Source organism: Roseburia sp. AF02-12 (assembly GCF_003461765.1).
Taxonomy (GTDB): Bacteria; Bacillota; Clostridia; order Lachnospirales; family Lachnospiraceae; genus Roseburia_C; species Roseburia_C amylophila.
Genome location: NZ_QTXS01000001.1, coordinates 157,211 through 176,719, shown reverse-complemented (window position 1 = coordinate 176,719; position 19,509 = coordinate 157,211). Strand labels below are relative to the sequence as shown.

At 38.6% G+C, this 19,509-nt stretch carries 19 protein-coding genes; 7 read left to right on the top strand and 12 right to left on the bottom strand.

What is annotated here, in order from left to right; all coding sequences use genetic code 11:
• Positions 1 to 445, top strand: a 445-nt coding sequence (locus DV740_RS00800; RefSeq protein WP_158561551.1) for an IS3 family transposase, incomplete at its 5' end; no start/stop codon positions are given.
• Between the two features lie 72 nt (positions 446 to 517).
• Here the strand turns inward: DV740_RS00800 and DV740_RS00795 are convergent.
• From DV740_RS00795 to DV740_RS00785, 3 genes are all read right to left on the bottom strand, one after another.
• Positions 518 to 1,735, bottom strand: a complete 1,218-nt coding sequence (locus DV740_RS00795; RefSeq protein ID WP_118087272.1) for an iron-containing alcohol dehydrogenase — start codon at positions 1,733 to 1,735, stop codon at positions 518 to 520.
• 385 nt (positions 1,736 to 2,120) lie between these two features.
• Positions 2,121 to 4,019 carry a polysaccharide deacetylase family protein gene (locus DV740_RS00790; RefSeq protein WP_118087271.1) on the bottom strand — a complete coding sequence of 633 codons (1,899 nt, stop codon included), beginning with the start codon at positions 4,017 to 4,019 and terminating at the stop codon, positions 2,121 to 2,123.
• Between the two features lie 346 nt (positions 4,020 to 4,365).
• Entirely contained in the window at positions 4,366 to 4,575 is a 210-nt protein-coding gene (locus tag DV740_RS00785; RefSeq protein WP_022242333.1) for a hypothetical protein, read from the bottom strand.
• Between the two features lie 168 nt (positions 4,576 to 4,743).
• Between DV740_RS00785 and DV740_RS00780 the strand changes: the two genes are divergently transcribed.
• Together DV740_RS00780 and DV740_RS00775 are read left to right on the top strand one after the other, a co-directional pair.
• Entirely contained in the window at positions 4,744 to 5,055 is a 312-nt protein-coding gene (locus DV740_RS00780; protein WP_022242332.1) for a helix-turn-helix domain-containing protein, read from the top strand.
• 122 nt (positions 5,056 to 5,177) lie between these two features.
• Positions 5,178 to 5,555: a TnpV protein gene (locus DV740_RS00775; protein WP_118087270.1), complete on the top strand. Its 378-nt coding sequence runs from the start codon at positions 5,178 to 5,180 to the stop codon at positions 5,553 to 5,555.
• Between the two features lie 50 nt (positions 5,556 to 5,605).
• On the opposite strand, the gene DV740_RS00770 is transcribed toward DV740_RS00775, so the two are convergent.
• The 5 genes from DV740_RS00770 to DV740_RS14640 all read right to left on the bottom strand — a co-directional run bounded on the left by DV740_RS00770 (position 5,606) and on the right by DV740_RS14640 (position 11,724).
• Positions 5,606 to 7,114 (bottom strand): hypothetical protein, encoded by a 1,509-nt coding sequence (locus tag DV740_RS00770; RefSeq protein WP_118087269.1) that lies wholly within the window; start codon positions 7,112 to 7,114, stop codon positions 5,606 to 5,608.
• A gap of 9 nt (positions 7,115 to 7,123) precedes the next feature.
• Positions 7,124 to 9,556, bottom strand: a complete 2,433-nt coding sequence (locus DV740_RS00765) for an N-6 DNA methylase (protein WP_158561488.1) — start codon at positions 9,554 to 9,556, stop codon at positions 7,124 to 7,126.
• Positions 9,557 to 9,570: 14 nt separating this feature from the next.
• Positions 9,571 to 10,467 (bottom strand): nucleotidyl transferase AbiEii/AbiGii toxin family protein, encoded by an 897-nt coding sequence (locus DV740_RS00760; protein WP_118087268.1) that lies wholly within the window; start codon positions 10,465 to 10,467, stop codon positions 9,571 to 9,573.
• The gene (locus DV740_RS00755; protein WP_118087267.1) at positions 10,460 to 11,065 is read right to left on the bottom strand and encodes a type IV toxin-antitoxin system AbiEi family antitoxin domain-containing protein; all 606 of its coding nucleotides are present in this window, start codon (positions 11,063 to 11,065) and stop codon (positions 10,460 to 10,462) included. Before DV740_RS00755 ends, DV740_RS00760 begins: the two co-directional genes overlap by 8 nt.
• Positions 11,066 to 11,253: 188 nt before the next feature.
• On the bottom strand, positions 11,254 to 11,724 hold the full coding sequence (locus DV740_RS14640) for a hypothetical protein (protein ID WP_147340224.1): 471 nt from the start codon (positions 11,722 to 11,724) through the stop codon (positions 11,254 to 11,256).
• 90 nt (positions 11,725 to 11,814) lie between these two features.
• On the opposite strand from DV740_RS14640, the gene DV740_RS00750 reads away from it, so the two are divergent.
• From DV740_RS00750 to DV740_RS00735, 4 genes are all read left to right on the top strand, one after another.
• Entirely contained in the window at positions 11,815 to 12,108 is a 294-nt protein-coding gene (locus DV740_RS00750; protein ID WP_118087266.1) for a ribbon-helix-helix domain-containing protein, read from the top strand.
• Positions 12,108 to 13,466: a relaxase/mobilization nuclease domain-containing protein gene (locus tag DV740_RS00745; RefSeq protein WP_118087265.1), complete on the top strand. Its 1,359-nt coding sequence runs from the start codon at positions 12,108 to 12,110 to the stop codon at positions 13,464 to 13,466. Before DV740_RS00750 ends, DV740_RS00745 begins: the two co-directional genes overlap by 1 nt.
• The gene (locus DV740_RS15010) at positions 13,463 to 13,735 is read left to right on the top strand and encodes a transposon-encoded TnpW family protein (RefSeq protein ID WP_242994178.1); all 273 of its coding nucleotides are present in this window, start codon (positions 13,463 to 13,465) and stop codon (positions 13,733 to 13,735) included. Before DV740_RS00745 ends, DV740_RS15010 begins: the two co-directional genes overlap by 4 nt.
• Before the next feature lie 102 nt (positions 13,736 to 13,837).
• Positions 13,838 to 15,517, top strand: a complete 1,680-nt coding sequence (locus DV740_RS00735) for a recombinase family protein (protein WP_118087264.1) — start codon at positions 13,838 to 13,840, stop codon at positions 15,515 to 15,517.
• 148 nt (positions 15,518 to 15,665) lie between these two features.
• Here the strand turns inward: DV740_RS00735 and DV740_RS00730 are convergent, their stop codons facing one another.
• From DV740_RS00730 to DV740_RS14705, 4 genes are all read right to left on the bottom strand, one after another.
• Positions 15,666 to 16,799, bottom strand: a complete 1,134-nt coding sequence (locus DV740_RS00730) for an LCP family protein (RefSeq protein ID WP_242994176.1) — start codon at positions 16,797 to 16,799, stop codon at positions 15,666 to 15,668.
• Between the two features lie 164 nt (positions 16,800 to 16,963).
• On the bottom strand, positions 16,964 to 18,289 hold the full coding sequence (locus DV740_RS00725; protein WP_158561487.1) for an RNA polymerase sigma factor: 1,326 nt from the start codon (positions 18,287 to 18,289) through the stop codon (positions 16,964 to 16,966).
• A gap of 39 nt (positions 18,290 to 18,328) precedes the next feature.
• Positions 18,329 to 19,327: a CAP domain-containing protein gene (locus DV740_RS00720; protein WP_118087262.1), complete on the bottom strand. Its 999-nt coding sequence runs from the start codon at positions 19,325 to 19,327 to the stop codon at positions 18,329 to 18,331.
• Positions 19,324 to 19,464, bottom strand: coding sequence for a hypothetical protein (locus tag DV740_RS14705; RefSeq protein ID WP_156454685.1), 141 nt, complete (start codon positions 19,462 to 19,464; stop codon positions 19,324 to 19,326). The genes DV740_RS00720 and DV740_RS14705 overlap by 4 nt, the downstream gene beginning before the upstream one ends.
• Positions 19,465 to 19,509: the final 45 nt, after the last annotated feature.

The following is a 19,509-nucleotide window of genomic DNA, read 5'->3' as shown; positions in this document are numbered from 1 at the left end:
AAAGTGTTATATTTCTCCAGTGCTAGATATGAATACAAATGAAATCATCTCATATGATTTATCCATGAGTCCTAATCTTGAACAGATAAAAAGAATGCTGAATAAAGCATTTGAAAAATTTCCTTCAGTTGAAGGATTGATATTTCATTCAGATCAAGGCTGGCAGTATCAACATGCTTATTTTAGAAATGCTTTACAGGAACATGGCATTATACAATCCATGTCACGAAAAGGTAATTGTTATGATAATTGTATTATGGAGACGTTCTTTGGACGATTAAAAAATGAAATGTATTATGGCTATGAAAAAAACTATTCTTCTTTCGAAGAATTTTCACAAGCGGTTGAAGAATATATAGATTATTATAATAACAAAAGAATTCAGGCAAAAACAAAATGGATGCCGCCTGTACAATACAGGATAGCATCCATGTGTTCAGTCTAGTTCGTAAATATGTGTCCAGGATTCTGGGTACATATCAATATCGAAACGGGGGTTTATTTTTTAATCTATTTTTTAGAAATCTACTTCCGTGTCATAGTAACAGCATTTCAGCAGTTTTTCCATTTCTTCCTGGCTCGGCTGTCTTGGGTTGGAGCCGGTGCAGGCATCCAAAATTGCATTGGCTGCAATCTCAGGCAGTCTCTCTAAGAATACTTCTTCCGGTACAAAGCCCTGCTCAGCCGGATAGCTGTCCGGTCCGTAGTTCTTAATACAGTGCGGAATATTCAAGTCATCATTCCTCTTACGCAGGTACTGGATTAAAAGTGCGACTTTCTCGTCCAGTGTCTCTCCTCCAAGCTTCATAAAGTCTGCAATCACGCCATAACGTTTCTTTGCAGTCTCATCCTTTGCATTAAATGCAATAACCTTCGGCAGATACATGGCATTAGCTGCGCCATGAATAATATGTGCACCGTAGTCGGCAAATGCGGCACCGGTCTTATGTGCCATAGAATGTACGATTCCAAGCAGTGCATTGGAAAATGCCATTCCAGCCAGACACTGGGCATTGTGCATGGCATCACGTTTTGCCATATCTCCGTTATAGGAATCAATCAGATCATGCTGAATCATCTCAATGGCATGGAGTGCCAGCGGGTCTGTATAATCACTGTTGGCAGTTGAAACATACGCTTCAATTGCATGCGTCATCGCATCCATTCCGGTGTGGGCTACCAGCTTCTGCGGCATGGTCTCTGCCAGTTCCGGGTCAACGATTGCTACGTCCGGTGTAATCTCAAAATCCGCAATCGGATATTTGATTCCCTTCTCATAATCCGTAATGATGGAAAATGCAGTTACTTCTGTTGCAGTTCCTGAGGTAGAAGAAATTGCACAAAAATGTGCTTTCTTTCTTAATTTCGGAATTCCAAATACCTTACACATGTCTTCAAAGGTAATATCCGGATATTCATATTTAATCCACATTGCTTTTGCAGCATCAATTGGTGAACCACCACCGATTGCTACAATCCAATCCGGCTGAAACTTCTCCATAGCGGCTGCACCCTTCATCACGGTCTCAACAGATGGATCCGGTTCAATTCCTTCAAACAGTTCCACTTCCATACCTGCTTCTTTCAGATATGCCTCTGCTTTATCCAGGAAACCAAACCGTTTCATGGAGCCTCCACCAACACAGATCATTGCGCGCTTTCCTTCGAAGTTCTTCAGTGCCTCCAATGCACCTTTGCCGTGGTATAAATCTCTTGGTAATGTAAATCTCTGCATTCGTAATACCTCCTTGATAATCATTGTATGTTTACTGATATATTTTTATCATAACACAATAATATACAAAAGGTAACTGGATTTTTCTTATTTTTTGTGAAATTTTTATAAAATTTGGTTATATTTTCCAAATATCACATACTGCTATCTTATTACATTTAAATATCCCACGAACTGCGATATACTATATTTTAGCGGAAAGGTAATTATTTAGTATAACAAATTTGTTGCACTACCCGAAATATCAAGTGGGTTATTGTCTCGTACATCTTCATTTCTTTCAACTTCTATTCTGCTATTGTTAATTACATCTTGTTCCACACTTTGTGCAGAATTTTGATTCCAATACAAATTGCTCTATATATTATGCTGTTTCACACATAATTCATATTTTTTCTAAATCAATATTCTTTATATACAGTCCATCTGAATATTCTATCTTTATTCCCATTATTTTTTCACCCATTCCATCACACAATTGTTCAAATTCTGTTTCTGTATTATCTTGTACAAAGAATTGTATTTCTGAAGTATTATATTCCTCTGAATTAACATTGATTGAACCTAAAAGTTCCAAATCTTTATCATTCAATTCTATACTATCACTATTTTTTATTGCATAAATTTTTATATTACCACAACCCTTTGTTTCTGCACTATAGCGAATAGTTCCTAGCGGAATTCCATAATGTAAATACTGTGTAATGCCTTCCGTCTTTAATGTGCTCCCATATTCGTCTTGTTCTACTTTACAATTTCCAATATAACCATCTGGATTTGTTGGTATATTTTCTGCATCAGGCATAAATTCTTCCGCTGTATTACGAAAATTTGGATTATATATTAAATTTCCTTGTTCAAATACTTGATTAAAGCATATGTTATATGCATCCTTTTTAGATATAACTTTTACACCTGTTTTTTTACAATATTCCAATATCTGTGTCAAAAAATTTCTTTCCGACTCTGAATCAACAGAATCAATTATTTCTCCATGAATCATTCCATTCGATGTATCTTGACGTATTGATTCAATAAATGTATAAAAGGCACCTCCATCATCATACATTTGTGCTGCTTGACCTTTTTCTGAGGTATTATCAAAAAAATCTCCTTCATATATTTCATTTATATCATTATAATGTACGCTTGAATTTGTTCGATACACCAATGCATCCTTTCTGGACAAAGATGCATTATATATCAACTGCTTACTCATCATTGGTAATTGTTCTCCATCCAAGCGTGATGGATAAATTATATCATGAGCATTTACATACCCATTTTCCCTAAGGACATCCACCCAACTCCGCTGCTTGGGGGTTCCATCTGCATTACTATATAATGAAGACGGCATTTTAGCCAAATAATTATACAAAATTGTACAGTCTTCATTATAATACATCTTATCATCCTTGGTAAACTTAAAAGGGCTCATCATAGAACCTGGCCAAGACCACGTAACTGGCCTTACACCACATTTTTCTTCATAATAGTCTCCTGTTGCTTGTATGACCCTTTCCCATATTTCATGATTTGCTGATGTTTTACAATTTGTAAATATACCACCAGTATAACATTGTTTTTGTTCATCCCAACTTCCTTTTGATGCACCCGCTGTTCCTAAATATTTATTTGACAATTCATCAAGCAAATCTAATAAGCCAGATGTATCACACATAATACTATAGCTTTCTCTAATATATTGACATTCTTCATCTGATAAATCACCCCATTTTGTATCAAAAGCAGACCAAGTTCCATCATACTTATTCCAATCGGAAAGTTGCATATCACATGAGTCTGTCAATGAAAAGCCAAACGCATTTTTCCCGTCACCATAATCATTTCTCATCTGTTCATTGGTTGGAAAAGGTATCTGATTTCCCTCTATATTGTCCGGATTTTGTCCATTAAACAGGGGATCACTATAAATAAAATTGCAATGAAACCAAGTATGATCTCCAAGCTCATTTCCGTTATCCAATACGATTGCTAATTGTGTTTTTTCATCTTCTGTCATATCAAGGCTATATCCAATTCTATTAAATGTCGCATGTGCATCATATTCATTAAAAAGAGGAATTGTCATCGTAAAATCACTTGATCTAAAATCATCAAATCCTATAGCCAAATATCTCCCATATTGTTCACCGTCAGAAGAATGGTCTTTCTGCTCTATCGTTCTTACTTCTGCTTTCTTCTCACTATGTAAGCAATATATTATAAATAAAAAAACAATTCCTAATAAAAAAATAAACTTTTCTCTTTTGTATTTTTTCATATTATCACCTTTTCACCAACCATTATATAAAGTCATAGTCTTTCTTTACCTTTTCTATAGGTTTGACTATGCTATTTTAAGATACTGTGTGTTGCTTTCTCTCCTAACACGAAATGGTTTATACGAAGCTCTAACCACAGTCTCTTGTCATACAGTTTTTAAAGTACAAATATATTTGAAATACATTTTTGCAATTCATTCAAAATGTTTCGTTTTAGACTTGACTTTTAATAATTAGTCTTTATTTTTATAAAAATAATAGGCAGCATACTATTATGGAAGATAGCACGTTACCTATTATTTAGTTTCTGTACTAATATAAATTTTTCTTTTCTTTCATAAAAAACTATTTACCTACTTCATCTTTTGATGCAAACAAATAATCTAAACTATATTGTGGAAATTCTCGTTTTATTAATACTATTTCACTTTTCTTAAATTCTGTATCTCCAGATATTTTTCTCTTAAGGCTTTTATATGAAATTCCTGTCCTCTCTGCCAATAACTTAATTGTAATTTTCTCTCTTGCCATTTCAGCTTTCAAATTATAGAACAACTTCTCATCCCCTTCTGAAATTACCCTGTAACGTAATCAACATCTTAAGTATATACCCTGTATCGTAATTGTCAAGTTAAAACGTTTCTAGTTTTACCATACAGGGTAATAATACATTTACATTATACTTTCTTAGTAGTACAATTAATTTGTTGTGGAGGTAATATAATGGGACTTACTGATAAACTAGACTTATTGATGAAAAATAAAAATATAAATAAAGCCGAACTTGCAAGAGCTTCTGGTGTTCCTTATACAACTATAGATGGTTTCTATAAAAAGGGAACTGAAAATGCTAAACTATCTACTCTCAAAAAGCTTTGTACTTACTTTGAGTGTTCATTAGATTTCTTAGCTGACGATTCTGTTCTTAATGATTTTCAAAATAATTCTATATCCTTTTCTAATTCAGAATATACTCAAGAAGAATTAAAAGAAATAAGCACATTTGCCAATTTTTTAAAAAGCCAAAGGAAGTAATATCATAAAAAAACACCCTCCAAGGGAGAGACTACATAAGGAAGTAGCTTCTCTCTTTGGCTTTGTAGTCAGCCGGAATGATTGAATTTGTAGGAAAATCAATACATTTGGAGGATTACAAAATGGAAAACAAAATTTACGATGAAAAGAACGGTCTTTGGTACGAGAAGCAGGGTGATTATTATTTGCCTTGTTTAGAACTGCCCAATGAAGAAACAGAACCTATTGGCATTTGGGGACAGCGACATTTACATTATCTGAAATCAAATCGTAAGATTACATACTACAATCTGCTTACAAGTCGCAAGCTGAGCACTTACCTCGCAAATATTGACAAACAGGCAGAAGACATGTTTTCTCGGCTAGTGAAACAGATGGCAGAGCGTGAAGGTGTGACCGAACAACACAAAGTGGACAATCCTATGGAGTGGGTTGGTCGGATGAATAACATCCGTAGCAGAGCAGCAGAAATCGTGAATCACGATATAATTTACAACTAACTTAGAACGGCGGCAGGAAGAAATTCTTGCCGCCGTTATTTTATTTAATTTTACAAATCCTCTGTAATTTTGATTTCTCCAAACACTATTTCTGGTGAGTTCTTAGATGTAATCGTATATGGTATAGAGTTAAAAGGCTCTTTAATAAAAATAATAGACGAGAAGGCGATTGTTGTATTATGCTTAATGTAATCAAATTTAAGCTTTACAATATAATCTTCCCCTTCATCAAAGCAAGAATAACAGAATACATCGGCAAGTTCACTTTCAAAATCATCACCATAATCTGGGGTATATCCCGGGAAAATAGAAGGCGTAGAAACACGAGGAGAGAACCGTCGGCTTGTTACAATAGATGAGTCGTAATCCGAATACGTTGATGTACTACAGATACCAAAAAGTTTGCTCATATCGCAGTCATTCAGTAAATAACCCATTTCATCATTATTGAACTTTGGGAACTCACTCATTGGTAGCAAACTATTCTTTGGAATTTTGAGAGAAACTTCTATATCTTCATCAATGTCTGTACCACAGTTTTGAAGGGCAAGCTTCAAACACTTCTTATCCTTAAATGCGGTTTCTATGGGAGCCCATTCTAATGCTTTTGAAATTGTCTTCAAAAGTTCCCGAATGTTATGGTACTTTTCTTTTTCTGCTTCTGTCCCTGTAAGGGGAGCGCTGCCAAACATATTTGTAGGAATAGTACTCTGTGATAGATTACCAAGTGCAAAAAAATCTTCGGTAATGCTGATGTTTAAATTCTTAGCTACAGATTGTATTAGTTTTCTGTCTTCTTCGTTGATTTCTTTTGGCTTGTTAAACGAAAAAGCCAGCTTGGAAAGTGTTTCTGACAATTCAACACGCTTTCCAAGCTTTGCAGCAGAAATAATGCTGTAAAGTTCCCGTATTTGTTCCAAGTATTTACTTATAGTCATTTCAGTATTTGGAACAAAACTAATTATAGGGGCTTCATCACTGATGTGTTGGGTTTGGTCAATGCCGACAATCTTCAATTTAGAATGACGCTCCCCCTTAACTTCTGCCACTCTTTTTTCGCTTAAAAAATACTGAGATAAATGAGCAAAAAACAGCGTTTTGAATTCTTCGTCCGATGAATATGTAAAGTAGATACCTCTATCTTTGTATTTATCACAAAATGCCTGAACCTTCTTATAGCTTTCCTCATTCATTTGAGACGGAGAAAGAGGCTTGTCCGAGAAATACATAAATACCTGTTTCCCGGTAGACAGCATAATTTCTATTTCTTCCTCTGTGCCAGATCCGTATTCATCGGTGGGTGTTCCGAAGCGTGTCCACAAAATGGCAACTGCGGCATCACAGTCGTTTACAAATTGCTCATTCAGCAATGTTTGAGGTTTTCCCCCAGACTGGGCATAAGAGTTTTTACTCCAATGCTTTGTACGAATACTTATTCCCAAAGCATCAGAAAACTGAGTGTTAAATTGTGATACTGCGTCCTCGATTATACTGATCTCACTAATAATATCTCCTGGACACGAGATGAGAAGATCGTATTGGACTACATTTTTAGGCATATTTTCACCTCAGATTCTATCTCCATATGGTAATGATTTTATATAGTTTTCCATGTAATCCCAATCTGGAATATATTTATTATCTTTCGATTTTGCTGGTAATCGAATTGTTGATTTGATCATTCTTTCTGGTCTCCATTTTCGACCATATGCCCAGCGATATTTATCCATTTCAATTACTGTTGCTACAAACAGTGCATTATACATATTGAAACATCCGTCCAAAATGTATAATGGATTCACATCGTGACTACATGTAAATGTAGTTGGTTGAAAAAAAGCACAGCCGACAGATCCATTATTAGTTACGCATAAAGCGTTTCCAGAAAATAGTTTTTCTTCAATAGACACATTGTTTTCATCACCTGTTTTAGAAGCAATTTCAATGTCGTCAATAGAATAATATTCCGTTACACCGTTACATCGTTCTGTGGCTCCTAAAAACGGTATTTCTCCAACAAGACTGTGTTCTGGCTTTTTATTGTAAAAACCTTTCTGAACATCAAAAATTTCTGAATATACAAACTCTTTCCAGTTTGATACATCAATTTGCTTACTGATGTTATCTTTATGAGAAAGCAAAAAGTTAAAATAATCCATTATGTATTTCGATGATGGAACAAATTTTTCATCAAATAATTTTCCGATGCTAACTAAGTATGAAAAATATCCATTTAATGTATTGATAAAGTCGGATTCGTTGAGAGCAGTGTAGTCTGTGTCCATATATGCTTCGCATACCCATTCATCGGAGGCACTAACTGCACTAGTAGCAGAACGTCCCGGTTTTTCCCTACGATTTCTATACAAATCAATCCACTCTTTTTCAATCTTGATCCATTTGCTCGTTTGTGTGATTGAATCTATTTGCTCAATACGGCCAATATTCTTTTTCTTCTTAAAGCCATCGTCCTTGTAGTATCCAAAGAATGTATTTGGAGTCGAGATATCCGAGTGCTTTCTACCAATTTTGAACACCATACAACAGGCTTGTACAGTAGCACCTGGATGAAAAATATCATTTGGCAAGGTAAAGACAGCATCAAGGGTATTTTCTTCAAGGATTTGTTCTTTTATCTCTTTTATTACACCCTTAGTGCCAATTGCACATGCAACTGGCAACAAAACAGCTAAGGTTGCTTGATGATTAATAGAATTTAACACATCGGCAATGTATTTTACAAAGTAGAACCCTTTAGAAGGATCCTCTTTCTTATCTTTTGCCCAAGTATCAACATAGCTTTTAGGAAGATGAATACGCTGTCCGTTATAGGGTGGATTCATCAAAATAACATTTGGTTTTGCTTCTTTTATCCAGTCGGCTAATGCAAAGCAACTTCCCTGACGGATATTTGAGTTTCCGTCTGAGTGAATCAACATATTGGTTGTAGCAAGGCCATACACATTTTCATCAAACTCAATACCAAAGATTTGATGTTTCTTAACCTTGTCCTGCTCGGCGGCAGTAGCACAATCATCAAGTGCCTGTGTCATTGCACGAACTAGGAATGATCCGCTACCGCAACAAGGATCAAGAACCACTGAATGTTTGTTAACGCCTGTTATTTTCGCCATAAAATCTGTAATATGGTCTGGTGTGAAAGCTTGGTTTTTGTCCGATTTACCGACATACTTGTTAAAGGTGACAAAAAACAGATTAAGCAGATCCTGACCGGATGTGCTTTTGTCATTGATAAAAGGCAGAATGTTATCTTCAATGAATTTTAGAATTTCTCTGAAGGCGGCAATGCTAAGTTGGCGAACATACTGATCGCCCAACACATTACGATTTAACAAAGCGAGCTTTTCGGCCTTGTTAATATCGGAATTAAGCAAGTCCTCTAATACTTCTTTTATACGAGTGCGAATTTGTGCAGCAGTCAAAGACGGAGTGGAATAATCAAGACCATTCTTCAATGCTAATAGGCAGGTGCCAACAAATTGACTGCGAAGTTTTTCAGGAATACTATGGCGATGAAGCAACTCGTTAAGCTTATAGGTGTTCTGCATCACCTTTTCTTTGTCGTTAATTTTGGATGTGTAGAAGTCAACATATTCGTCCATCGAGCGCAATGCAGTTTCCTTAGTCATCAAGTCGCTGTCCGAAACAACGCCACGCCATACTCTAACAGTATCATTCATAGTATTTGCCAAAATAGCAACCGTCTTATTGCCGGTAAGTGCCTTCTCATATTCGACATATGCGGAGAGCTGTTCCTCATCTGACTTGGTAAAATTCTGTTTTGTTTCAATTAGCACGGTAACGTTGTCTTTCACGAAACGAATATCCAATTTTTCAAAAGCTCGTCCTACTTTGTTTCGAATAGGATTGAATGTTAAGGACTGTGCCGCAAACGCTTTCGGATAGCTATATTCATCATTTTCAATATTGCTGGTAAGATATTCTCTACCAACGGTTGAAATCATATCTGTTCTAATCATATCTATTTCTCCTATCATATCCACCTGCCGTTTTGGGCAGTCCAATTATCTGTAATTTCCGTGCCTTCTACTGCTGCCATAAACGGTTTTGTTAAAAACGTCTTTATTGTTTTCAATACGGTACTGTAATCATTCGTTTTCGTGTCGATTTTACGGACAAAGGCTTTCCATTTCTTCTGCATTGCTTCGTCATTATCAAAGCTCATAACCTGTTCAAACTGTTCAATCGTAAAACTATGCCCACGGTTTTCAAATGTCTTTTTCAGTGCTTCTGTCAGCGTTGCACCGTCAAAATCAAATTTATTAGCAAGATAATAAATATCGTAATAGTCTTTCATGCGGCTGGAAAACTCCATCAGACTGAGGATTGCGTCAATTTTCTCAGCAACAGTTGTTTCAATGGAATAAGTATTAATTGTCGGCGCAACAAAATCATCAAGCTGAGTGGGGATTTTTCTTTTTTCCTGATTTGGCACAATAATATCACCAACACCAAAATCAATGCCAAAGGGTGTACGAGTATTTTTAATACGAGCGACCATTGACGCACCTATACCGGCATATTTCTTCGCAACGGCAATAGGTGCAACATCCTTTATCTCAAAGGTAACAAAATCATTGCCGGTATTAACTGCAATAATTTCCTCAAGTATACCTTTTAACTGTTCCGGTGTATTGGGTATTTTCCGAAGCAAAAAATCTACATCAACCGTTACTCGGCTATCAAAGTCAGTAAGGGAATAGAGGAACAAGCCGCCTTTCAACACGAGGTTTTCAGCATACTTGGACTTTTCCAAACGGCGCAAAAACTCCTCTTGGCAAAAGAGTTGCAAGCAGAGCTGATAGCTTCTGCCGCTTTCAGCAGCTTTGTTTTTAAGCCGTGCCAGCACGGACGCAGCTATATCAGCCATTTAGCAGCACCTCCATTACGTTCATAACCTTTGTATAAAGCTTCATTTTCTTTGCATACTTAGACAAATTTGCAAGGTTCTTTTTTTCATCAGCAGCATAGGCATTGACAGCCTTATTAAAAATTTCGTTGTCAAGCTTTGTGCGGTACTTAAAGCAATCGCATATAGTTCGCTCACGGTCGTATACAGGCAGTATTACATCGTTAAAATTGCTTGTGGACTTACCTATATCTAAAAATTCCTTTTGAATATAGTAAGCCTTCATCGAAAATTCTTCAATGTTTTTTACGGCACGGGACGCTGTTCTCGGCACAGCAATCGACCATTCACGGGGAGAAAAATCACTATATCCATAGTGAAACAGAGCGGACTCCACACAAATAATTCCCTGCGGAAGAAGCTCCCGTATGAGCTGTTCTTCTGTAATACTTTTACTTTGGGGGAGCTGATAAAATCCTCTGCGAATTCTTTCAATGACTCCTTCTTTACAAAAAGCCGCTACCTCATATTTATTTATCCCGTTTGCGGCAAAATCTGAAGTTTTTGCAATGCCGCCGTTATTTTCAATTACCGTTTTTAAGATTTCTTTTTTACTCAAGCAGACACCAACTTTCCGCACGCAAGAAATAAATAATGTACGCAATTATTATACCATACAGTTTTGAAAATGGCAACAACTATATGCATATATTGTTTAATATTTGTACGTTGAAAGTTATTGCAAGAATTGCTTAAGGTTTATCTTTCAAAGAGTAAATTTAATAGTATGCCCCGGTTTTTGGAGAATTATTCAAAACCTTCCTCAAAAGTATTGACAAACATATGTTTCGTAATGTACAATAAAATGATGCCATCAAAGAACAACAACTTAATACAAAATGAAACTTCGAAGTAAGAAGAGATAGCGGCAGCCAATAATGCCGCACCACTCATAAACGTAAATCTGCTTGCGGAGTGGTTAATCAGCAGATAATTGGTTTCTGAATTTACAGAGCCGATACATAGTTTCATCATTTTGAAGCGAGAGCAAAACTCCCGCCGATTTTTGATGTCTCTGTGTATCGGCTTTTTGTTTTGCCAGTTGACAACTGAATGACCGGCTGAATGGGATACTTCGCCAAGACTTTCCAAACGGAAACGAGCGAGACAACGCCGCTGAAAAAGCAGGGGCAGGAACGACATTCGGGTGAAACGGCAAAAAGAAAACTGTTGTCCACAGTTATAGCGAGCATCGGATTGTGACACCCACAATCCCAATCCGCACCCTAAATGGATGCGGATTGACTCAGGGGAAATCCCCTGAATACCCCTGCAAAAAGATAAAACACAAGAACGGAGATGATATTTTTGAACAAGGAAAACAACAAAAATGTGCGTATAAAAGTACGCTTATCCGAAGAAGAAAACGAAAAACTAAAGCGCGGTTCGGCAGCGTGCGGACTGTCTCAATCAGAGTTTATCCGTCAACTTTGCAAAGGGAAAACACCAAAACCGAAACCTGCAAAAGAGTTTTGGAAACTGCTGAACACCCTATACTCAGTTCATAACGGTTTTAAGGAATGTGCAAAATACGGGCCTTCCGCATTGGAAATTTGCAAAGAAATCGAATGCCTTGTACTCGATTTACAGGAGGCGGGATAATGGCGACAACAAGTTTATGGCACATTGAGGGCAGGCTGAAAGACCTGATTGACTATGTAGAAAATCCCGATAAAACTGTCGTTCGCACAAAAGACTTACAGGATTTTTACAATGTCTTTGCCTATGTCCAGCGCCCAGAAGCTACCGAGCAAGGCGAATATGTTTCCGCCACCAACTGTCTGAAAGAGATTGCATTGCAGCAGATGATACTGACCAAAAAGCAGTATGGAAAAGATGACGGATATATCGCTTGGCATGGATATCAGAGCTTTAAGCCTGACGAGGTTACACCCGAACTTGCACACGAAATAGGACTGAAAACCGCAAAGAAAATGTGGGGCGATCGGTTTCAAATTATCGTCACCACCCATCTTGATAAAGACCATCTGCACAATCATTTTTGTTTTAATTCGGTTTCCTTTCTTGACGGAAAGAAATACAATTATTCAAAAACAGAGCAGAGAAAACTCCGTAATGTATCCGACCGAATATGTACGGAACACGGCTTGTCTGTCATAGAAAATCCTCATAAAGCACCGTCAAGGCAGGTATGGCTGGATGAGAAAAGCGGTAAGCCGACACGGTACAATGTGTACCGTGAAGATGTACGGGAGGCAATCAATTTCAGCCGCCGTCCCTATTATATGGAGGAATACTTGCAGCGAAAAGGATATATTACCGATTTCACTGGTAAGCATTGGAAGATACGGTTGCCGCAATATGAACACTTCACAAGGTTAGATACTCTTGACAAAAGGTGGACGCCTGAAAATATCCAAAGGACAATGGGCGCATACGCTTCTTTTGGAAACCGCAGAGCAACAATCAGCTATCCGCCGCAAATGCCAAGAGATTTGAAAGAGTGGTACAAGCCGTTTCACAAGACAAGCCATATCTATAAACTGTATCTGCACTACTGCTATCTGTTGGGTATTCTGCCGAAGAATACTGATTACAAACCTACAAGTCCATATCTAAAAGAGGATTTGCGGAAATTAGATGAGTTTTCCGAACAGGTGCGATATATGAGCAAATACGGAATTGAAACCTTTGACGATCTGTATGCCAACAGAGAAAAATTGCAGAATGAAATGGATAAATGGATTGCCTATCGTACCAAACTGCAAAATAAAATCCGCAGAGCGTCACCAGCCGAAAAGGAAACCCTGCGGCAGGAAAAGTCAGGCGTTACAGAGAGGATAACTGAACTCAGAAAACAACTAAAATTAAACAAGGGCATTGAGAAACGGTCTGTTAAAATCCAAGAGAAAACCGATCTGCTCTATGCCAACGAATACAGGGCAAAAGAAGAAATGCAACACAAAAAAACACAGCGAAAGGAGCGAGAAATACGATGACAGACAATATTCTTTATCTTGATGAGCAGGGCTATCCTTGCGACGATTACAGAGATATTCACGAAGCGATTGAAGAAACAACAAAAATTCTTCTTTCAATGACAAAAGAAGAACGCATAGACTGGTTTCGCAAAAGCAGGTATCCCTATCCTATAAACTTTGATATGGAAATCGGCAATACGGTCTATTCCGTATCCAGTCATTTTAACAAAGCCGCAAACGAGAGTTTACAGGAAAAAGCACAGCGAATTATCTTGAAGAATCTGTAAAACTTTCGCTGCACCACATTAAAGCGTTGAATTTTGGCGGCGAATATGGTATGATAAGAATACCTACAAATCATATCATATCTGGCTGCGGAAAGGAGAACTATGAACACAAAACAGTCAGATGAACGAATTACCGCCCTGTATGCAAGGCTTTCCCGTGATGATGAGAAAGACGGCGTTTCGGGCAGTATTCAAAATCAAAAAGCCATTCTCGAAAAGTACGCAAAGGACACTAAGCTGCCTAATCCTCGTTTTTTCTACGATGACGGATTCTCAGGAGTCACCTTTACAAGACCGGCATTTATGGAAATTATGGAGCTTGCCGAACAGGGTATGATAGGGACTATCGTTGTAAAAGACCATTCCCGTCTCGGCAGAAACCGTCTTGTTGTCGGTCAGCTTTTGGAAGAAGATTTTGTCCGTTTGGATATTCGATATATCGCCATAATGGACAATATTGACACCGAAAAAGGCATCAGCGATATTGTACCGATGCAGGACTTATTCAACGAATGGCACGCAAAGAACACCAGCGACAAGGTGCGTAAGGTAATGCAGAGCAAAGGAATGTCAGGCAAACCGCTGACCACAAATCCGCCTTTCGGGTATATGAAAAGTCCCGATAACAAAGACGAGTGGATTGTAGACGAGCCTGCCGCAAAGATTGTCAGAAGAATATTCAGTCTTTGTGTTGAGGGACTTGGACCGACACAGATAGCCAAAAAGCTTCGCTCTGAAAAGGTACTGACACCTACGGAATATTGGAACAGCATCGGAAGAAAATGCAGTAAGCCGCCTGAAATTCCCTATGGTTGGGTAGCGGATACGGTATCGGGGATTCTTGACAAGCAGGAGTATTGCGGCGACACCGTCAATTTTCGGACTTACCGCAAGTCTTTCAAAATGAAGAAAAAGCTCGATAAACCGAAAGATGAATGGAAAGTATTTCCCGATACTCACCCTGCAATCATTGACCGTGAAACCTTTAAGTTGGTACAGGAATTACGCAAGCACCGACGCAGACCTACTAAAAATGGGATTGTCAGTATGTTTTCGGGATTGCTTTATTGCGCCGACTGCGGAGAAAAACTGTATTACAGCGTAACCAATAACTACAAGCGGGAGCAAGCCTATTTCTTCTGTTCTGCTTACCGCAAAAACTCTGATGTATGCTCTGCCCACTATATTCGTGAGAAAGTCGTGGAGCAGCTTGTGCTTGAGAGTATTCAGAGGGTACTGTGGTATGTGCAGAGTTACGAAAAGTTATTCGCACAAAGGCAGTTAGCGGAATTTGGAGAGAAACAAAAGAAAGAGCTTGCCGATAAGCGCAGAGAACTTGACAAGGCAAAGGTGCGTGTTCGGGAAATTGACGGAATTATCCAAAAGCTCTATAAAGATAACGCAACGGGTAAAATCAGCGATGAGCGATTTGCCACGATGTCGATGTCGCTTGAAAATGAGCAGAGCGAGTTGAAAGACCGTATTCCCACTTTGGAAGATGAGCTTGAAAATGCCAAAGTCAAGACCGAAGGCTTACAGAGATTTATTGACAAAGCGAAGCAAGTTACCCGTCTTGAAGCACTCACTCCCGAATTGGTACACGAGTTTATTGAAAAAATCGTGGTATCCGCACCCGGATACAAGGACGGCAAGCGTTATCAGGAGGTCGAAATCCATTACAACGGTGTTGGCATTATCCGAGAGCCGACAGCCGAAGAAATGGAAGAATACTTTCAAGAACACATCAGTAAAAAGCCTTTCTTAAAGGCAAAAACGGCATAGCCACAAAGCTATACCGTACTCACACAACAATATTTAATTGAGATACAAAGCCGCCTTGGGGCACCTTCCTTACGGAGGGTGCCCCAACCGTTAGATTTTTAGTTCTAACTTTTGGAGGGTGCTACATATTGCCAACTTTTTTATAACCCTAATCTTCTATTACTGTATCCTGCACCAGCGGATTCGTATCCCGGGTGGTATCTGCTGCCGTCTTTCCTGTCCTGTTGCTTACTGCCTTGCTGATTTCTTTCACCTTATCTGTCGTTTCATAATCCTCTACATCAAATAAATAGCGGTGCAGCAAATCTACATTAGTCTCCAAATCCGTTGGTACAACTACTGCTCCGATGGATTTTTCCATCATCTTGGTGTCTAACTGGAATGGCCAGCCCTGGGTATCTGCAAGCTCATACTCTTTGACATGGGCTGCAAGTCCCAATATTTCTGTGGTAGAAAGGCTGGTAGAAATGTCCGGAAACAGCTTGTCTACCAAATCATTTAAAGTAAGGATGTCTGCCTGTTTTGCTTTTTCTACAATTTTTCCAACTACAATACGCTGCCGCTCGGTCCGTCGGAAATCATCACCGCCACTCATACGGTCACGGCAATAGGCAAGTGCCTGTATTCCATTGACCTGCTGCACACCCGCTCCGGAAACCGGCTTGCCATGGGTTCCCATTACTTCATTCATTTCATCAATCCAGATATGCATATTGCTGGCTTCTTCCCTGGTAATATCCAACTCTATTCCACCTAATGCATCCACAACTTCCATTACCGCATTGAAGTCTACGGATACATATTCGGTAATATTCAAATCCAGATTCTTATTTAATGCCGCTACTGCACCGGTTGGTCCCCCCTTGGCATAAGCTGCATTCAGTTTCCGCAAGCTGTCTTTATCATCTACTGCCAGAAAGGAATCCCGGTATACGGATACAAGCTTCACTTCCTTGGTATCATCATTGATACTGGCAATCATGATACAGTCGCTGTTTCCACTTTCATAATTTCCACTGCTCCGGTTGTCAATTCCAAAGATAGCTATATTGGTATAATTATCTAACACTTCCTGGGTCTCGCTGTCTATATTAATATTCAGCTTCTTCGCGTCTAAGGAACCGGTATTATTGATTTTATTCAGCTTACTCATTACATAAAATACTACCAGCAAAATGAGTATCACTAATACTTCTACAATAAAAAGTATCAGTTTTCTCTTTCTTCTCTGCTTTTTTCCAACCTTCTTTTTCGGACCTGTCTTCGCCTTCTGCTTTTCCATGCCCATAGTTCCTCCTTACTTTGATATACTTATACTCCTTAATCCGGACTGTTTTTCCACAGTCCATTAATTCAAATATATCTTACTGGAATTGGTTGGTCAATGTCTCACAGACAACCTTAAGAATCAGTTCCACAAATTTAACGAAATCTTAAGTTTTTGTATTAATCGAAGGCAGAACTTTTTCCATTATACCAATGATCCCACATTGCATCATTTACCACAACATACTGTCCGTTATAAATTGCAATGGCATGGGTACCGCCATCCAGTGTACAGCCAATAATAAGAAGCTCATCCTCATAACCATCTACATCATAGGTAACTTCTTTGATAATCTGTGTCATATCCCAGTCTGCATAAATCGTTCCCTTGACACCGTCAATCCAGCAGGTTGCCTTTACCGGCTCGTCCCAGAATTCAAAATAGTCTTTATCATTACGCACGGAACTTGGAAGCACAGATTCTGGAATATCAGCATATTTTTCACTTCCATTTTCATCCTCTGGTGCATCCGTTGTCTCTGTATCCTCAACCACGCCATCTATTGGCTGGTCTGCATTTACCGGAACTTCTTCTACTGCCGGAACATTTTCCTGTGCGGTCGTATTTTTATCATTTGATTTATTGTAGCTGATGACACCAACTGTCACTGCACTTGCTATAGATGCCGTTGCCACGATTCCAATTACCGCTTTTCCAGCTGCAGTTGACAAAAATGATATCTTTCTTGCTGTGCCTGCGGCTTTTACCGCTGTTGAGGCTGCAGTTTTTCCTGCACCATATGTACTCTTTGCTATACTTTTTCTACATTCACTTAATAAAAGCTGGGTGGATGGCTCCGCCGCAGATACAACCATTTCCTTTTTCAACAGATACAGCAGTAACGGCATTGGTGCAACACTGTAAAGCTTGTATCCCTTCTTCTGCAGTTCCTCTGCCTTTGTCTTGATATTATTCCTGCCATAACGCAGTCTTGATTTCACTGTAGCTTCCGGGCAGCCCAGCTGTTCTGCAATTTCTTTTGTGGTAAGTCCCTCTAATTCAAAGGCAATTACCACCAGACGCTGCTCGTCAGACAATGCATCGATTAGCTCATGCACCAGCTGTCTGGTCTCTTCTTTCGTATATTCTAATTCCGGCTCATTTTCCCAGACGCTTACTGCCTGATCCATGATTTCTGCATCTTCTTCCTCACCACTTTCCATGCGTAAATCAAGCGGTGTATGATTGCGTTTTTCCAGTTCATTTTTTGCTGTATTTACCACAATCTGTGCTAACCAAGAATCAAATTTTTCCGGTTCTTTTAGTTTATCCAGATTTTTCCACGCCCGTATGTATGCTTCCTGCAGAACATCTTTTGCTGCCTCTTCATCTTTCACATATTTTAAAGCCAGATAATATTTATTATTTTTTGTTGTATCATAAAGAAATTCAAATCCCGTCGAATCTCCATTACATGCTTTTTCAACTGCCTGTGTATATATCATTTTTTTCCTTCTTTCTTCCTTATTTCTCATGTGTTTTTCCTATAACGCCTGATTTCTTAAAATTTTAACAGAAACAGCTCTTCCACCGCAAGCACATTTCCATCTTCTTTTCTCACCAGTCATGACTGTCAATATATACTCATTTAAAGCTGCTTCTGCCTGCGCCTGTGTAAGGTCAAGTGTCTGTCCGTTGAATTCTCTTGTTGTGTTTCCACCACTGTTTTCACTTTCTTCCAGTGCAAAATTTTCCACTGCATACCAGACACCCTGATATACATATATGGCACAGGCACCTTTTACATAGGAAGATAACATATAGTTATTGTGATGACCGGTTGAGTAAAACCACTGCATGTGGATTCTATATGCGCTTCCCGCAGAATTTAATGCTATGTTTTCTCCATAATTGCCACAGCCATTATGGGAAAAATCTGATACAATTGCTTGTGCTCTCTGACATGCAAAATTGTATATGTCCTCATCCCAGGTAAGTGCATTGAGGCCTGCTGCTGTTCTCTCTGCATTCACATAAGACCACACCTCTTCGGCCGCACTTCTGTCAAAACCATCCGGATGAACCTCCGGCATATCAATCCATGTTCCTTCATTGACATCATATATCATTCCGTCATGTGGCGGCTTATTTGAATCGGTTGTATCTGCTACTGTTGTATTCTTTTTCTTACCGCTTTTATTTTTATCTGACTGGTCTGTCTCCTCTGTCTTTCCTTGCTTTGTTCCCGTCTCATTTTCTCCCTCTGTATTTTCTCCCGCTGTATCTTCTTCTGCCCCAGGTTCCGGTTCTAAATTTTCAGTTCCTTCTGTTTTCTGCGCCAATCTGACTGTTTCAATAGCTGTTTCTGCAGCATTTTCTACTATAACTTTCACCCTCTTCTGTGGTGTTTTCTCTGCTACTTTTTCTTTTTCCGTAGTCGGACTTCCCTTTGCTTCTGTTACATTGCTACATCCTGTTAAAGCGATTGTTGCTACCATCAGGACAGCAAGTGCAATATATCCAGGTTTTCTCATTTTCATCATAATCTTTCACCTTCCTTTTTGCGATTTGTTCTGTTCATAATCTGTTTGCGAACCGAGCAATCCGTATCCTCGTTCATTTCAAAATTCTGCATGTCCTTATGCATCAGCAGCACAAACCATTTTATTATATTTTTCATCTGTCCTTCCTCCCTTCTATTAAGTAAGACAGGAGGGATTGGAAA

Coding starts and splice junctions, on each gene's coding strand:
- DV740_RS00795 (WP_118087272.1), bottom strand. CDS start 1,735: ATGCAGAGATTTACATTACCAAGAGATTTATACCACGGCAAAGGTGCA.
- DV740_RS00765 (WP_158561488.1), bottom strand. CDS start 9,556: ATGATTAGAACAGATATGATTTCAACCGTTGGTAGAGAATATCTTACC.
- DV740_RS00745 (WP_118087265.1), top strand. CDS start 12,108: ATGGCGACAACAAGTTTATGGCACATTGAGGGCAGGCTGAAAGACCTG.
- DV740_RS00760 (WP_118087268.1), bottom strand. CDS start 10,467: ATGGCTGATATAGCTGCGTCCGTGCTGGCACGGCTTAAAAACAAAGCT.
- DV740_RS00735 (WP_118087264.1), top strand. CDS start 13,838: ATGAACACAAAACAGTCAGATGAACGAATTACCGCCCTGTATGCAAGG.
- DV740_RS00720 (WP_118087262.1), bottom strand. CDS start 19,327: ATGATGAAAATGAGAAAACCTGGATATATTGCACTTGCTGTCCTGATG.
- DV740_RS00770 (WP_118087269.1), bottom strand. CDS start 7,114: ATGCCTAAAAATGTAGTCCAATACGATCTTCTCATCTCGTGTCCAGGA.
- DV740_RS00725 (WP_158561487.1), bottom strand. CDS start 18,289: ATGATATATACACAGGCAGTTGAAAAAGCATGTAATGGAGATTCGACG.
- DV740_RS00775 (WP_118087270.1), top strand. CDS start 5,178: ATGGAAAACAAAATTTACGATGAAAAGAACGGTCTTTGGTACGAGAAG.
- DV740_RS00790 (WP_118087271.1), bottom strand. CDS start 4,019: ATGAAAAAATACAAAAGAGAAAAGTTTATTTTTTTATTAGGAATTGTT.
- DV740_RS00730 (WP_242994176.1), bottom strand. CDS start 16,799: ATGGAAAAGCAGAAGGCGAAGACAGGTCCGAAAAAGAAGGTTGGAAAA.
- DV740_RS14705 (WP_156454685.1), bottom strand. CDS start 19,464: ATGAAAAATATAATAAAATGGTTTGTGCTGCTGATGCATAAGGACATG.
- DV740_RS00780 (WP_022242332.1), top strand. CDS start 4,744: ATGGGACTTACTGATAAACTAGACTTATTGATGAAAAATAAAAATATA.
- DV740_RS15010 (WP_242994178.1), top strand. CDS start 13,463: ATGACAGACAATATTCTTTATCTTGATGAGCAGGGCTATCCTTGCGAC.